14 protein-coding genes are annotated in these 14,969 nt (G+C 40.2%); 2 read left to right on the top strand and 12 right to left on the bottom strand.

Going from position 1 to position 14,969, the window contains the following annotated elements:
• Nucleotides 1–23: 23 nt before the first annotated feature.
• The 6 genes from ACJJVX_RS06355 to queA all read right to left on the bottom strand — a co-directional run bounded on the left by ACJJVX_RS06355 (nt 24) and on the right by queA (nt 6,382).
• The gene (locus ACJJVX_RS06355) at nt 24–548 is read right to left on the bottom strand and encodes a hypothetical protein (protein ID WP_054204468.1); all 525 of its coding nucleotides are present in this window, start codon (nt 546–548) and stop codon (nt 24–26) included.
• Between the two features lie 261 nt (nt 549–809).
• Nucleotides 810–1,757, bottom strand: a complete 948-nt coding sequence (gene secF / locus ACJJVX_RS06350; protein ID WP_054204469.1) for a protein translocase subunit SecF — start codon at nt 1,755–1,757, stop codon at nt 810–812.
• Nucleotides 1,758–1,766: 9 nt separating this feature from the next.
• Nucleotides 1,767–3,626, bottom strand: coding sequence for a protein translocase subunit SecD (secD, locus tag ACJJVX_RS06345; RefSeq protein WP_054204470.1), 1,860 nt, complete (start codon nt 3,624–3,626; stop codon nt 1,767–1,769).
• Nucleotides 3,627–3,648: 22 nt separating this feature from the next.
• Nucleotides 3,649–3,987, bottom strand: coding sequence for a preprotein translocase subunit YajC (gene yajC / locus ACJJVX_RS06340; protein WP_054204471.1), 339 nt, complete (start codon nt 3,985–3,987; stop codon nt 3,649–3,651).
• A 36-nt stretch (nt 3,988–4,023) separates the two neighbouring features.
• The gene (tgt, locus tag ACJJVX_RS06335; protein WP_054204472.1) at nt 4,024–5,151 is read right to left on the bottom strand and encodes a tRNA guanosine(34) transglycosylase Tgt; all 1,128 of its coding nucleotides are present in this window, start codon (nt 5,149–5,151) and stop codon (nt 4,024–4,026) included.
• Nucleotides 5,152–5,350: 199 nt separating this feature from the next.
• On the bottom strand, nt 5,351–6,382 hold the full coding sequence (gene queA, locus ACJJVX_RS06330) for a tRNA preQ1(34) S-adenosylmethionine ribosyltransferase-isomerase QueA (protein ID WP_054204473.1): 1,032 nt from the start codon (nt 6,380–6,382) through the stop codon (nt 5,351–5,353).
• A 170-nt stretch (nt 6,383–6,552) separates the two neighbouring features.
• On the opposite strand from queA, the gene ACJJVX_RS06325 reads away from it, so the two are divergent.
• Together ACJJVX_RS06325 and ACJJVX_RS06320 are read left to right on the top strand one after the other, a co-directional pair.
• Entirely contained in the window at nt 6,553–9,078 is a 2,526-nt protein-coding gene (locus tag ACJJVX_RS06325; RefSeq protein ID WP_054204474.1) for an EAL domain-containing protein, read from the top strand.
• Nucleotides 9,079–9,282: 204 nt separating this feature from the next.
• On the top strand, nt 9,283–9,507 hold the full coding sequence (locus ACJJVX_RS06320; RefSeq protein WP_054204475.1) for a hypothetical protein: 225 nt from the start codon (nt 9,283–9,285) through the stop codon (nt 9,505–9,507).
• 40 nt (nt 9,508–9,547) lie between these two features.
• Here the strand turns inward: ACJJVX_RS06320 and ACJJVX_RS06315 are convergent, their stop codons facing one another.
• From ACJJVX_RS06315 to ACJJVX_RS06290, 6 genes are all read right to left on the bottom strand, one after another.
• Nucleotides 9,548–10,459 carry a hypothetical protein gene (locus ACJJVX_RS06315; RefSeq protein WP_405630667.1) on the bottom strand — a complete coding sequence of 304 codons (912 nt, stop codon included), beginning with the start codon at nt 10,457–10,459 and terminating at the stop codon, nt 9,548–9,550.
• Between the two features lie 12 nt (nt 10,460–10,471).
• Nucleotides 10,472–11,098 (bottom strand): hypothetical protein, encoded by a 627-nt coding sequence (locus tag ACJJVX_RS06310; RefSeq protein ID WP_405630664.1) that lies wholly within the window; start codon nt 11,096–11,098, stop codon nt 10,472–10,474.
• A complete protein-coding gene (locus ACJJVX_RS06305; protein ID WP_054204478.1) occupies nt 11,091–11,633 on the bottom strand; it encodes an RNA polymerase sigma factor in 543 nt (180 codons plus the stop codon). The genes ACJJVX_RS06310 and ACJJVX_RS06305 overlap by 8 nt, the downstream gene beginning before the upstream one ends.
• 163 nt (nt 11,634–11,796) lie before the next feature.
• Nucleotides 11,797–12,726, bottom strand: coding sequence for a hydrogen peroxide-inducible genes activator (locus ACJJVX_RS06300; protein ID WP_054204479.1), 930 nt, complete (start codon nt 12,724–12,726; stop codon nt 11,797–11,799).
• Between the two features lie 91 nt (nt 12,727–12,817).
• On the bottom strand, nt 12,818–14,086 hold the full coding sequence (locus ACJJVX_RS06295; RefSeq protein WP_054204480.1) for an inorganic phosphate transporter: 1,269 nt from the start codon (nt 14,084–14,086) through the stop codon (nt 12,818–12,820).
• Nucleotides 14,087–14,125: 39 nt separating this feature from the next.
• On the bottom strand, nt 14,126–14,803 hold the full coding sequence (locus ACJJVX_RS06290) for a TIGR00153 family protein (protein WP_054204481.1): 678 nt from the start codon (nt 14,801–14,803) through the stop codon (nt 14,126–14,128).
• Nucleotides 14,804–14,969 lie beyond the last annotated feature (166 nt).

Raw genomic sequence — 14,969 nt, 5'->3', positions numbered from 1 at the left:
CCCACCCTCATTTGTATTATCCGTTATTTATTCAGTGCTTTTTGTACCTGATCAAAATGAGCTATTACTTCAACAATTTCAAGCTCTGCATCTTGAAATGCTTGTTCATCAACAAAACCTAAACGTGCAATTGCCTGTACTGTTGCAGGGTGTACAAGTAAGTCTTTCGCATGATAGCAAACTGGGTCATCAAATTTTGGTAATTTGCCATCAGCATGATAACCCGTTTCAATTTCTTCTATCGGCAACGTTGGGATCAATTTAGCTGCAGCATTAAGTGCATTTAAATACTCAGTACATTGCGGGTACTTAACCGTAAACTCACTCAACAGTACTTGTGAAACCGTGACTAAGTCAGCTGATTCAACCTCTAAACTTGCTGCATCTTTTTTTGCTCGTATGTTAGCCAATAAAGTCTTGGCTTGTAAATCATACTGCTCAAGCGAAGTTAATGGACCTTTTTCGGTCGCCGCTGATTGTTTTGGTTCTGAATCATTACATGCTGCGAGTGTGAACAGACTGCTTACTAACACAAGTTGCTTTAACATACTTTTATTACATCCATATTTAATAATGATTCTCATTATATATAATGCATCGCATTTTAGAAATAGGAGATTTAAGAGATTTTACACGCCCGAGTTAATCACGCCCGTAGGCGGGAGTTTACCTCGCGCAGGTTTGATATGTTATCTGAGCTTGATTTGTGCGGCGTAAGGGTCAGCCCTAAAAATTTAATACCCAAAAACAAAAAACCGCTCAATGAGCGGTTTTTAAACGAAAACTTAGTTGTTCTATTAAGAACCAGCCTACGGCATAGGGTCTAAGTCTGCGCCTTCTTTTTCGATTACTTCTGGTATTAAATCTTCTTTGCTTACACCCATTGCAATAGCAACGGCGCTGGCAACATAAACAGAAGAGTAAGTACCAATGAACACACCAAACAATAGCGCGGTTGCAAAACCGTGAATTGTTTGCCCGCCCCAAGAAAACAAAGCAATCAATACTAAAATAGTGGTGATTGATGTTACTAAGGTACGGTTAAGTGTTTGCGTTAACGAAATATCAATGATCTCAACAGTGTCATCTATACGCACTTTACGGAAGTTTTCACGAATACGGTCAGATACAACGATCGTATCATTAAGTGAATAACCTATTACCGCTAGTATTGCTGCCAAAATGGTTAAGTCAAACTCTAAACCTAATACTGAGAACAAACCTAAAGTAAGAATAACATCGTGTAAGAGGGCAGCTACAGCGCCAACGGCAAAGCGCCATTCAAAACGAAACGCCACGTATATTAAGATACAAATAAGTGCAGTAAGCATGGCAAGGCCACCCTGCTCTTTTAAGTCTTCACCTACGCTTGGCCCAACAAACTCGATACGGCGCATTACTACACTACTATCGGCTATTTTTAACGCGTCAATTACTTGGTTACCAATAACTTCAGCTTTTACATCATCACCACGAGGGGCAAGACGTACTAAAATTTCTTGGCTTGAACCAAATAATTGTACTGATGCATCTGCGAAGCCATTTTCAGCTAATACTGAGCGTACTTTCTTTAAATCCGCTGGCTGTGCAAAACCGACTTCAACGGCTGTACCACCCGTAAAATCTAAGCCAAAGTTTAAACCTTTCACAAAGAAAGAAGCAAACGAAGCTAAAATAAGTAGCGTTGAGATGCTCATTGCAACTTTGCGAAGTGACATGAAACCTAACGTTCTGCCACCTAATTTTAAAATTTGCATATATGCTCCTTAGATTGACAGCTTATCAATTCGCTTACCGCCAATGAATAAGTTGATCACCGCACGGGTACCAACAATGGCTGTAAACATTGAAGTAAGAATACCAATTGCAAGTGTTACTGCAAAACCTGCGATCGGACCTGTACCAACAGCGAATAAGATAACTGCTGCAATTAAGGTTGTAATATTAGCATCAAAAATTGTACTAAATGCACTGTCATAACCATGATGAACGGCCTGCTGAGGACTACGTCCATCAGCCAATTCTTCACGAATACGTTCAAATATTAGTACGTTCGCATCGACCGCCATACCAACCGTTAATACGATACCGGCAATACCAGGCAGTGTTAATGCAGCACCAGGGATCAGCGACATTACACCCACTATTAGTACTAAGTTAGCTGCCAATGCAAGGTTAGCGACTAAACCAAAGCCTTTGTAGTAAACCAACATGAATATCAGTACGAAAAGAAAGCCTAATGCAACCGCAGTCATACCAGCTTCTATATTTTCTTGGCCTAAGCTTGGTCCTACTGTACGTTCTTCAACGATTTGAATTGGTGCTACAAGTGCACCCGCACGTAGTAATAAACTTAAGTTATGCGCTTCTGCTGGGTTATCAATGCCGGTAATACGGAACGAACGATCAAGGCGGGCTTGAATGGTTGCTACGTTAATTACTTCTTCCACTTTAATTGGCGGTAATGCTTTGCCGTTTTCGTCAGTTTTACCTGATGGCTTATATTCAATAAATACAGTTGCCATACGCTTGCCAATAGCACGCTTGGTAAAGGCATTCATTTTTGCGCCGCCTTTGCTGTCAAGGCTGATACTTACTTGTGGACGTTGATACTCATCAGCACCTGATTGCGCGCCAGTAATGTGGCTACCTTCAAGAATGATGCGTTTTTTTAATACCACAGGGTAACCATCACGGCTCATAATCATTTCGGTGCCAGGTGGAATGCGCCCTTGTGCTGCGGCACTCGGATCTGCATTTTCATCCACTTCACGAAACTCAAGCGTTGCCGTTGCACCTAAAATTTCTTTGGCGCGGGCTGTATCTTGTACACCTGGTAGCTGAACAATAATACGCTCTGCACCTTGGCGTTGAACATTAGGCTCTGCAACACCAATTTGGTTGATACGGTTACGAATAATTGTTTCGTTTTGCTTGATAGCGTAGTCACGAATTTCTTTTAGTTTCTGATCACTAATATTCGCGTAAAACGCATTATCGTTAGAGCTATCATCGATGAAGTTATGTAGAGGGTAGCGTGATTGTAAGAAACGCTCAGCAGCGTCTTTGTCTTCTTCGTTACGCATTTCAACACGAATACGTTCAGTACCCGCTACACGGCGAACCGTGCGATAGCGTAACTTTTCTTCACGTAGGTCACTTTTGTAATCTTGGTTCATTTGCTCAAGCGCATTATCAACCGCAGTGACCATGTCGATTTCCATCGTAAAGTGAACACCGCCACTTAAATCCAAGCCCAATTTCATTGGGTTACCGCCAAGGGCTTTTAACCAATGAGGTTGCGCCGGGGCCATATTAATGGCTGAGATGTAATCTTCGCTCAATCCATCACGCAATAAATCTTGCGCTTTAAGCTGCTCTTCAACATTTTTGAAACGGATCAATACTTGACCGTCTTCCAGTTTTGCTGATTTTACAGTAACGTTTTGATCTTTAAGTATGGAATTTACTTTATCTACTACACTGAGATCAGCGTCAGCGCCTTTAGTGCCTGAAATTTGTATGGCCGGATCACGACCATACAAATTAGGAGAGGCATATAAAAGGCCAATCGCAATCACAGCTAGAACAAGTAAATACTTCCATAATGGAAACTTGTTTAACACGTGGGCGTCCTTATTTTTATTATTATAGTGACTTCATTGTGCCTTTAGGCAGCACAGCTGACACTGCTGATTTTTGTACAGTGACTTCTGCTTGGTCATTCAATGAGATAACGATGAAGTCTTTATCTTCAGAGATCTTAGCAATTTTACCGACTAAACCACCTTGTGTAAGTACTTCGTCACCTTTAGCCATCGCGCTCATTAAGCTTTTATGCTCTTTTACGCGCTTAGCTTGTGGACGGTAAATCAAGAAGTAAAATACTAAGCCAAAAATAGCTAGCATAATCAACATCTCATAACCACCACCGGCTGGAGCTGCACCTGCCGCACTTGCGTGGGCGTTTGAAATAAATAAACTCATAACACTTCCTCTTTAATTTTTATAAAATTTAATTTTTTAATTTTCTGTATCAGCAAGCTCTGGCACTTCTTGGCCGCGGCGTGCATAAAAATCATTTACGAATTCATCTAATTTGCCTTCACTAATGGCATTACGCAAACCTTCCATAACACGCTGGTAATAACGTAAGTTATGAATAGTATTTAGTCGCGCACCTAATATTTCATTACATTTATCAAGGTGATGTAAGTAAGCGCGAGAGTAATTTTTACACGTATGGCAATCGCATTCTGGATCTAAAGGGCCGGTGTCTGTTTTATGTACTGCGTTACGTATTTTGACAATACCACCAGTAATAAATAAATGGCCGTTACGTGCATTTCGAGTTGGCATCACACAATCAAACATGTCGATACCACGGCGTACCGCTTCGACTAAATCTTCAGGCTTGCCCACACCCATTAGGTAGCGAGGTTTGTTCTCTGGCATTTTATAAGCACAATGATCAAGAATATTAATCATATCAGCCTTTGGCTCACCTACTGATAAACCACCTAGCGCATAACCATCAAAACCAATCTCTTCAAGACCAGCTTGTGATTGAGCACGTAGCTCTGGATACATGCCACCTTGGATAATACCAAACAAAGCTGACGGGTTATCACTATGACCTTCTTTAGAACGTTTAGCCCAACGAAGTGATAGCTCCATTGAGTCTTTCGCTTCTTTTTCAGTCGCTGGGTAAGGCGTACATTCGTCAAAAATCATCACGATATCTGAGCCTAAATCACGCTGTACTTGCATCGCTTTTTCAGGTGATAACATAATTTTTTCACCGTTAACTGGCGAGCTAAATAAAACACCTTCTTCAGAGATCTTGCGCATTGCGCCTAAGCTAAATACTTGGAAACCACCTGAATCGGTTAAAATTGGTTTATCCCAATTCATAAAACCGTGTAAACCACCATGTTGCTTGATGATTTCTGTCCCAGGGCGAAGCATTAAGTGAAAAGTGTTACCAAGGCAAATGTGCGCACCAGTATCTTTAACTTCATCCGGCGTCATGCCTTTGACTGTGCCGTAAGTCCCTACAGGCATAAATGCAGGCGTTTCTACTACGCCTCTATCAAAAATCAAGCGGCCGCGGCGGGCTTTACCGTCTGTACGGTCTAATTCAAATTTCATATTTACCTCAATGTCGGAAAAACAGTCCAACTACTGATGTTGGTCACGAACACCAACAAGCTATAATTTAACCGCTCGATTCTATCATTACTTACTACTGCAATACCATTAATTGGGCTAAAAGCGGCGATTAAAAGTGTAAAACTAAAACTAAAAAACCCAACACTGAGTTGGGTTTTATCTACTTTAACAATAAAAACTATTTGCGAGTTAAAAACATTGCATCGCCATAACTGAAAAAGCGATATTTTTGCTCAATAGCGGTTTGATATGCACCCATAATATTATCTTGCCCCGCAAATGCGCTCACTAGCATAATCAGTGTTGATTCTGATAAATGAAAATTAGTTACCATGGCATCAACTACATTAAACTCATAACCTGGGTAAATAAATATATCGGTATCACCAAAGTAAGTGGCTAATTGGCCACCATGGATCTTTGCTGCTGATTCAAGTGAGCGTACAGACGTTGTACCCACTGCAATAACTCGCCCACCTTTGGCTTTTGTTGCGGCTACAGCAGCGACAACATCATCAGGCACTTCAATGTATTCTGAGTGCATTATATGATCATCAACCGAATCTACACGTACAGGCTGAAATGTACCTGCGCCTACGTGTAATGTAACAAATGCCATACTCACACCCTTTGCTTTTAAAGCCGCCATTAAAGCGTCATCAAAATGCAGACCTGCGGTAGGCGCTGCAACAGCACCAGGCTTTTCACCGTAAACAGTCTGGTAGCGCTTACGGTCTTCGTCTGTGTCTGGGCGGTCAATATAAGGTGGTAATGGCATGTGGCCAATGTCATTCAATATTTCTAGTACATTTTGGCTATCAGTAAATTGCAATTCAAATAACTCACCATGACGACCCACCATAGTTGCCTCAGCTTTACCTTCAAGGATGATGGTGGTCCCAGGTTTTGGTGATTTACTGGCTCGCACATGGGCCAACACACGATGCTCGTCGAGTACTCGTTCAACTAATACTTCAACTTTACCACCAGAGGATTTCTGGCCATACATACGCGCAGGGATTACTTTTGTGTTATTAAATACAAGCAAATCATTTTCATTAACTAGATCAAGTACATCACTAAATATCTTGTGTTCTAGGTCGCCACTGGGGCCATCTAAGGTGAGTAATCGACTACTGGTTCGATCCTGTTTAGGAAAACGAGCAATTAATTCATCAGGAAGGTCAAAGCTAAAATCGGCCACGCGCATAAGAGGGAACATCCACATCAAAAAAGTCGCGCCAAGTTTAACTGTATCGCGCTATTTGCTCAACTAAGGAGGTGAATAAAAATACCCTGTAATGTTCTCTTGTGGTTCATGGCAAATGGCATTATCCTAATCAACTGAATTAATCATGACTGAAAAAGAGGTATGACGTTATGGCTAAGCAGCTAAAGTTGCTGATCTTAAACGCTAGTTTGTCTGAACGTCAAACCATTAAGTCCACCCTCAATAGACTCAATGTATTTACTTTCATTGAAGTTAATGACAGTCAACAAGCACTCGACATTTTAAAAAATCAAGCTGTTGATATCATTATTACAGGGCTTGATGTGGGTAAAATTGATGGCTGGCGGTTCTCGAGAATGATACGCTCGGGCCTGCTTAGCACCCCTAAAAACACCCCAATATTACTTACCCCTCCTATCTATTGTGAGCGAATTGCAGAAACAACAGCCCGTAGTTATGGTATTGATGCTGTTTTGCCTTTTGAGCGCCAAGATATGTTGCCACAAGTATTGGCCAATGTGCTCTCTACTCACCTTGAAAAAAGCAGTCGATTAAATCTATTACTTCTAGAGACTGATGACAATAGAGCCGCTGAAATTGAGCAACATTTACAACTTAATTTTGCTTGCACACATGTCATTAATAATAAGCAAGCGCTGTCTATTTACTTGCAGCAAAAGTTTTCTATCGTGTTGCTCGATGCCACCGCTGCACAAGCAGCATCTGCAAATCAACTAGTCAAAGAAATACTGCAGCATAATCCTAAGCAAGCAATAGTAACAATAATAGATACGCATGATGCTGATTACGCTGAGCAGCTACTACTGTCTGGCGTGACTGACTTTATCCGTGCGCCTTATGAGCAATCTTTTTTAACCAAAGTATGTGATCATGCTGCTCGTCGTGAAGATTTTATGGTCAGCTATGCTGAATTTGCGCAAAAAGTAGAACAATTAAGCCAAAGTCAGAGTCGCTACAAAGAACTATTTTCAGCACATCAACGAATTTTACTGCATTTAAATACTGTCGTACTTGAATTTGATCAGCAAGGACGTATTCGTTTTATCAACCCAGCTTGGGAAGCCTTAACAGGCTACGGTATTAAAGAAACACTAACTAAATCATTAACTGATTACTGCCATGTTGATGATAAACCCAAATTACTCGATACAATTAGCAGTATTTTGAACGCAGGTATTGAACAGCAACAAATTGAAATTCAAATAAGCCATAAAGATGGCAGAACAATTTGGGTAGAGTGCCGCTTACAATTGATAAAAAACAGCAGTAATGCAACTACCATTACTGCAACTATTGATAATATTCATGAACGTAAGCAAGCTGAGTTACAACTTCGTCATTTAGCACTGCATGATACTTTAACGGGCTTACATAACCGCTATTATTTTGATCAGCAGCTCAATCATATATGCCAAACAGAGCTCACTCATGGCGAAATTGAGCATGCACTTATTTATATCGATCTTGATCACTTTAAAATTATTAATGACAGTAAAGGTCACCAACAAGGTGATATTGTCTTAAAGGAAGTGGCGCAATTATTTATTGCCAATATTAGCGATGAGCATTTGATATGTCGTATTGGTGGCGATGAGTTTTCGATCATTTTAAAAAATATTAACTTGCTTGATGCACACTTAGTTGCTGAGGGTATTTGTATGGCAATTGAAGGCCATCAGTTCCAGTCAGAAGAGCAAATCTATTCCATTAGTTGCTCTATTGGCCTAACCCAAATTACAGCAGCAAATAACGATCCGAGTGAATGTTTAAAACAAGCTGATATCGCGTTATATGTTGCCAAAAATTTAGGCCGAAACTTAGTCCATTGCTACTCAAAAGACGATTCAGATAACAACACTATGCAAGCAGGCCTTGAATGGGGGCACAGCATTCGTCAAGCACTGCAACAAGATCAAATTGAATTACACTATCAACCAATCTGGGACTTTAAGAGAGGTAACATTGCCTATTTTGAAGCGCTATTACGATTAAAACTCAACGATGATTTAATTTACCCTAACCAGTTTATTCCGTCTCTTGAGCTGCTTAACGATACGTACTTAATGGACCAATGCGTGATCCGAAATGCTATAGCTGCAATTTCGCAATACCCAGAGCTTAATCAAGTCGCTATTAACTTATCTGCACAATCATTTTTAGATGAACGTTTATTACCACACATAGAATCTAGCCTCGAAGAATATAAGGTATCGCCAACGAGAGTAATCTTTGAAATAACCGAATCTGCAAGTATTAACAACCTAGTAGCTACTCGCGCAATGATTGAAAAGCTTAACCGTCTAGGTTGTCATTTTTCGATAGATGATTTTGGCACCGGCTTTAGCACCTTTAATTACCTTAAACAGCTTCCCGCTCAACATGTCAAAATAGATGGCTCATTTGTTCGGGATATGCTCAATGATCCAATTGATTTAGCACTCGTTAAAGCTATTAATGATATTAGCCGCTCCCTCGATAAGCGCTCTGTAGCTGAATACGTTGAAAATAAAGAGATCTTTTTAGCACTAAAAGAAATTGGTGTTGATTACGGCCAAGGGTATTTTATTTCTCGCCCAGTACCAATTGAAAGAATCCCTTACGAACTAGAAAAAATTTCTCAGAACAAAACTTTTTACGAACAAGCACCTAAGTAAACATGGTTGATTTTTGAAGCTTACCGATGAAAATTTTACTTCCATCCGCTGAAATCTCATCTATACTTTGCTCATACAGATTTTAAATGTCACTGTTTTTGTAAGACAAACAAAAATAAACAAGACATCACCAATCTACGACAACATACCCAATAAACACAAATGTGTTATTTATTATGCTATTGTCTACTTATGGAGAAGGTTATGGTGCAATTAATTGTATTATTGTTGGCAGTAAACTTAGGGATAGCTTACCAATGCCACCGTTATGCTAATATCAAAGGTTATCCTATCAGCACATTTACGTGCTTAGGTTTAATACCCTATTTCAATTTAGTGGTGTGGGTGTATTTATTATTTTTGCCAGACATTACCCCTTTCAATAAACAATTTGAATATGAAAGACATAATGAAAAGCAGCCTTTGTAACAACGACTGCTTTGTTGGTCAGGGATAAGTTTTTATCAAATTAAAACTGATAGGTAATTGCCTTAAGTGCTAAATCGCTGGCTTTTATGTCGCCTACTACACATTTTTTAATATCTGATTTATCAAACACTTTAATTAAGTTGGTGTTTTTATCACCGAGCCCTTTCAGAACAAAGCTAACATGTTCGTCATTAGGTAAACTACGTAGCCCACTGCCGTAATCACACAGAGTAAGGCTGATACTCGTACTTACTTGAGTGAGTAATTTTTGCTGCTCCGCGGCTTGCTGCCTCTCACGTTCAACCTGCTTTGCCTGTATATCTTGGCGTAATTGCTGTTGCTGCTTAGTAAGCGTAGTTTGTTGCTTTTCAAGCTTCGCAATATCTTTTTCTAATGCTTTTTTACGTTGCTCAAGCTCTTTTGCTGCGGCGCTATTATCGTGACGATTAGCAAACTCTAAGTCACGTTTTTCACGTTCTAACTCACGTAAATCACGGCTCACATCACGTTCTTGCTCAGCGATTTCGCGTACTTGCTCAGCGCCCTCTCGCATGACTTCCATTGCTTGTTGATAAGCTTCTCGTGATGATTCAACGGCCTGCTCACTGAATACTTCAACCTTATCACTGATGAACTCAATATTCATATTGGAAAAGTCAATATTAGCCAAAGGTGGTAACGGCGCGTTAGGCGCATTACTAAAAATAGTTTGCCAACGGCTAGTGCCTCTGACATCTAATTCAAATACCACACCTTGTTTGACAAAATAGTTAGCTTGCATGGCACGAATTTTTTTATTGGTATCTTGCTTTAAAGCAGTACTTAAAATGTTTTCCATAATGCTCACTTCACGCTGGATTGCAGCCAATTCTAATGGGGTTTGCGCCTGTAGATTGCCACTTGCACAACCAATAATGGCAATAATGGCGCTGCTGATAAGTTTTTTGTTCATTGCTCTATACTCCTAGTTTTTGGCGATAGCGGCCATTGGCTGCTCTTGTACTTGTTCGGCTAAATCATTTAATTGCATCCGCAAATACGCTTGGTCTTGGGCGCGCTGGGTTTTGATATAGGTAATTAAACTATTTATGTCTTCTTGGCGTTCAACCCGTCCAGTTGCTATAGCCTCTTTAGCTAATTGGTACATCTGCTGCTGCTGTAATTCATTTTGTGCAGTGATAATTTTTTGCAGTTGATCAATTTGCTTTTGTTGCGACTCCAATAACTGTGTTTGTTGCGCTACCTGCCCCAGCAGCTCTGGCGTCTGCTGTTTTGGCATAACTAAAAAAATGAGCGAACAAATCATCACTGATGCAGCAACGGCCCATACGCCAGCCATATTAAACACGCCAGCCATATTAAACACGCCAGCCATATTAAACACGCCAGCAGAGCTGATCTTAGACATGCTTGATTGGCGATCCCATGTTGGCACGGCTTCAGCTTTGTAATCTCGACTATGCTGTTGCCATATTTGTGCTTGGTTCATTAAAGCTTTATATTCAGGATCATTCTCAAGCCGCTGTAACTGCGCATCACTCAAAACCTTCCCATCTAACCATTGCTCAAAAAGCGTCTCTAAATTAGCCATCGACGGCCTCCAAATGAACTTTCAATTTACCTAATGCACTGTATAACCGTGATTTGGCGGTATTGGTGGAGATATCTAGTTGCTCTGATATTTCTTCAAAAGTGCAATGCTGAAAAAACTTCAGTTCCACCACTAAGCGCTGCTCCCACGGTAAGTTATTCAGCATCGTCTTTAATTGCTGATGCTGAACTTGCACTAACTGGTTACTTTCCAGCTCACTGTGTTCACATGCCTGCTCAGGCACTTCATCAAGACTTTGGTAGTACTTGCGACGACGATAATATTCAACACTGCGCCGGTGCACAATTTGGAAGATCCAAGTATTAAAGCTCGACTCACCACGAAAACTTGGCAAGCTCTTATAGACAGAGATAAACACCTCTTGCATTAAATCCATGGCATCATCCGGGTTACTGAGCATCCGCAAGCAATGGTTATAAACTCGGCTCTCGTGCTGCTTAACCAGCTTAAGCCAGGCTCGCTTATTACCTTGCTGTGCTTTGGCGATTAATGTTTCTGTTGATTGAAAAAACACGATTCTCGATGCTTAGTTATTTTACTTATAAGATTAGTCGATAGGAGCGCGAGGATAGTTTGGAAAAGATGAAAATAAATTAAAAAATAAATAGCTCACCTTGATGAGCTATTCCTGCATACCAATCGTGTTAAGTTACTGACCATTTAGCTCGCTAGAATGGTTAAATATTTAAGTCGATTGGTATTAAACGGCATTGCTGTTTTAAAAAATTTTCTAGCATTTGGCTAAATAAACGAAAATCACGAATTCGCCCTGTGGTTTTGCGCCATAAAATACCAATGTCACGATAAGCATCACCTTGAGAGGCCGTGGCTAACATGTTTTTGTTATCTAAAATCCCCGCATTAATTGCCATTTGTGGCAAAAAGGTCACCCCGAGCTGATGTTCAACCATACTCAATAGTGTGTGTAAGCTTGCCGCTTCAAACGGGTTAATACAGCTTGAACGGTTTAAGTGACAAGCACTCAATGCATGACCTGTCATGCAGTGCTCTCGTTCAAGTAGGAATACGCTTGCATCCGGTAACAGATTAAAGTCTTCTACCCCTGTTGCTGGCAAATAATCTTTGTGATGCACTAAGCTAAAATGATCTTGTGCAAGTACTTGTGTATGAAACTTGTCGGTCTCATAGGGTAAAGCGAGTAATGCCATATCTATATGGCCGTGCTCTAACTTATTTAATAAGCTGTCACTTGTATCCTCAACCAGTACTAATTCTAAATCCACATATTGTTGTTGGCATAGTGCGTATAAAGGCGCAGCTATGAAACTAGCAATAGTAGGAATTACACCAAGCGTTAATTTGCCGCTAAGTGGGCTTAAATGGCTTTTTGTAAGCTCTTTAACACTGAGAGTATCATCTATAATTTTGCGCGCTCGCTCTACGACATCTTCACCAATGGCGGTAAACATGAGGCTACGATTTTCACGCTCAATAAGCTGACATCCCAAAGTTTCTTCAAGCGTTTGAATTGCACTACTTAATGTGGATTGACCAATAAAGCAGGCACTTGCTGCTCGACCAAAATGCTGATATTGATGAACCGCTAATAAGTATTGCAGTTGTTTTATACTTGGTAAATTAGTCATAACTTTTCTTACCCACAAATAAAAAGACCCCAACACCATGGGCATTGAGATCTTTTCAAGCTAAAAGTCTGTAATACTTAAGCCGTAGGAATTAAACTCCAAAGGCAAATCTTAGTATGTAGAAAATAACAATAGCAAGGGCTGCGCCAACTGGCAATGTTATTACCCAAGAAACAGCAATGTTTCTGATCACGCCCATGTTAAGTGCAGCAATACCACGCGCCATACCTACACCTAAAACCGCGCCCACTAACGTTTGTGTCGTTGAGATAGGTAAACCAGTTCCTGATGCGATAACAACAGTAGAAGCAGCGGCTAATTCAGCAGCAAAACCACGGCTAGGTGTTAAATGTGTAATACCTTCACCAATGGTTTTTATTACTTTTTTACCTAAAATAGCTAAACCTGCAACAATACCAAAACCACCCAGCGGTAAAATCCACCATGCAATAGCAGCTTGTTTAGCAATTTCACCATTATTCTCTACAATGTTAACAACAGCAGCAAGAGGACCAATCGCGTTAGCTACGTCATTAGACCCATGTGCAAATGCCATACAACATGCTGTTAATACCATTAAGATAGCAAATACTTTCTCAACATTATTAAATTGCATGTTCTTGTCAGCTTTTGGATCTATCTTCAAGCGGGAAATAACTATTTTACCAATAATACCAACTACAACAGCAATACCAATTGCTAATGCATAGCCTTCCACTGCACCTAAATCAATACCAATGTGCTTTAGGCCTTTTTTGATCGTAACCAAAGACATGATAAAACCCGCAAGACCCATGTATATAGGTACATAACGTTTAGCATTTTTAAGTGGTGACTCGGTATCAAATATAAGTTTTTGTGCACTCATAAATATTAAGTACGCAATAAAACCTGAAATTAATGGTGTTACTATCCAGCTACCAACAATTCCAGCCACTTTATTCCATTGGATTGCTTCGCTGCCAACTGCAACTAACGCGAATCCGATGATAGCACCAATAATTGAGTGAGTAGTTGATACTGGCCAACCAAGAAAAGAAGCAATTAATAGCCAGCTACCTGCTGCAAATAACGCTGAGATCATACCCAACACCATTAATTCAGGTATATCCATAAATGGGGCAGAGTCAATAATGCCTTTGCGTATCGTCGATGTTACTTCACCACCGGCTAAATAAGCACCTGCAAACTCAAAAATCATCGCAATAAAAATTGCTTGTTTAATTGTAAGCGCTTTAGACCCTACTGAAGTACCCATAGCATTGGCAACGTCATTTGCGCCAATACCATAAGCCATAAAAAAACCGACTGCTGCGGCAATTAAAATTAATACCGTGCCATAAGATGCAATGATATCCATTGTGTAACCTTAATCTTTCGTTATTGAACTGAGTGTAAATTAACGAGCTAACATCAGCTCAAGACGTGAACCTACGCGCTCTGCGATATCCGCAAGCTCGCCAACCCATTCAATTATTTTATATAAAAACATAACATCAACTGGGTTAAGTCCATCTTCAACGGCGCGCAATTGGCGGCGTATAATGATTTGCATATCATCCGTGTCTTGTTCAATTGCATCCAATTCAACGAGCATTTTTTCTACCAAGGTCACTTCGCGACCTTTAAAACCAGTTTCTAATAACTCATCTAACTCGTTAATTGCATTTGACGCTTGTTTAGTCGCATCAACACACCGTGTTACATAGGCTAAGAAATTGACTTGAATCTCTTTTGGAATGGTCATCTCACGACCAATTACACGACCAGCAATGTCTTTTGCTTTATTAGCAATTTTGTCTTGCTGGGTGACGAGTTCGAGCAGATCTGTACGCTCTACCGGCATGAACAATCCACGCGGCAGTTGTAAACGTATATCTCTTTTCATGTCGTCGGCTTCACGCTCTAAAGTACGAATTTCCAAGCGAATCACTTCTGCTTGTACCCACTCTTCTTTAAATACGTGATTGAAAAAAGGGATCAAAGCTTTACTAGCTTGATGTACCTTCTTGATGTGATCTTCCATTGGCTTTATAGGAGATTTTGCGAATACTCCTAAAAATGCGTTTGTAGGCATAGCTGACCCTTAAATCAAATTAGTATGCTTTGCGGCGTGAATTTTACAGCATTCACCACGATTGTGAATGCTTTTATTGCTTCACTAGTGCCTGAACATAATATTAATTATAACGAGAACATGAAAAGCGACCATTGGTCGCTTTAATAAAAAAAAAATCACCAAA

The organism is Pseudoalteromonas sp. Ld20 (genome assembly GCF_045064175.1).
Classification (GTDB): domain Bacteria; phylum Pseudomonadota; class Gammaproteobacteria; order Enterobacterales; family Alteromonadaceae; genus Pseudoalteromonas; species Pseudoalteromonas neustonica.
Note: the sequence above shows the minus strand (reverse complement) of the source record. Positions and strands in the feature narration are given on the sequence as shown.

Coding starts and splice junctions, on each gene's coding strand:
- ACJJVX_RS06355 (WP_054204468.1), bottom strand. CDS start 548: ATGTTAAAGCAACTTGTGTTAGTAAGCAGTCTGTTCACACTCGCAGCA.
- secF (WP_054204469.1), bottom strand. CDS start 1,757: ATGCAAATTTTAAAATTAGGTGGCAGAACGTTAGGTTTCATGTCACTT.
- yajC (WP_054204471.1), bottom strand. CDS start 3,987: ATGAGTTTATTTATTTCAAACGCCCACGCAAGTGCGGCAGGTGCAGCT.
- tgt (WP_054204472.1), bottom strand. CDS start 5,151: ATGAAATTTGAATTAGACCGTACAGACGGTAAAGCCCGCCGCGGCCGC.
- queA (WP_054204473.1), bottom strand. CDS start 6,382: ATGCGCGTGGCCGATTTTAGCTTTGACCTTCCTGATGAATTAATTGCT.
- ACJJVX_RS06325 (WP_054204474.1), top strand. CDS start 6,553: ATGGCTAAGCAGCTAAAGTTGCTGATCTTAAACGCTAGTTTGTCTGAA.
- ACJJVX_RS06320 (WP_054204475.1), top strand. CDS start 9,283: ATGGTGCAATTAATTGTATTATTGTTGGCAGTAAACTTAGGGATAGCT.
- ACJJVX_RS06315 (WP_405630667.1), bottom strand. CDS start 10,459: ATGAACAAAAAACTTATCAGCAGCGCCATTATTGCCATTATTGGTTGT.
- ACJJVX_RS06310 (WP_405630664.1), bottom strand. CDS start 11,098: ATGGCTAATTTAGAGACGCTTTTTGAGCAATGGTTAGATGGGAAGGTT.
- ACJJVX_RS06300 (WP_054204479.1), bottom strand. CDS start 12,726: ATGACTAATTTACCAAGTATAAAACAACTGCAATACTTATTAGCGGTT.
- ACJJVX_RS06295 (WP_054204480.1), bottom strand. CDS start 14,086: ATGGATATCATTGCATCTTATGGCACGGTATTAATTTTAATTGCCGCA.
- ACJJVX_RS06290 (WP_054204481.1), bottom strand. CDS start 14,803: ATGCCTACAAACGCATTTTTAGGAGTATTCGCAAAATCTCCTATAAAG.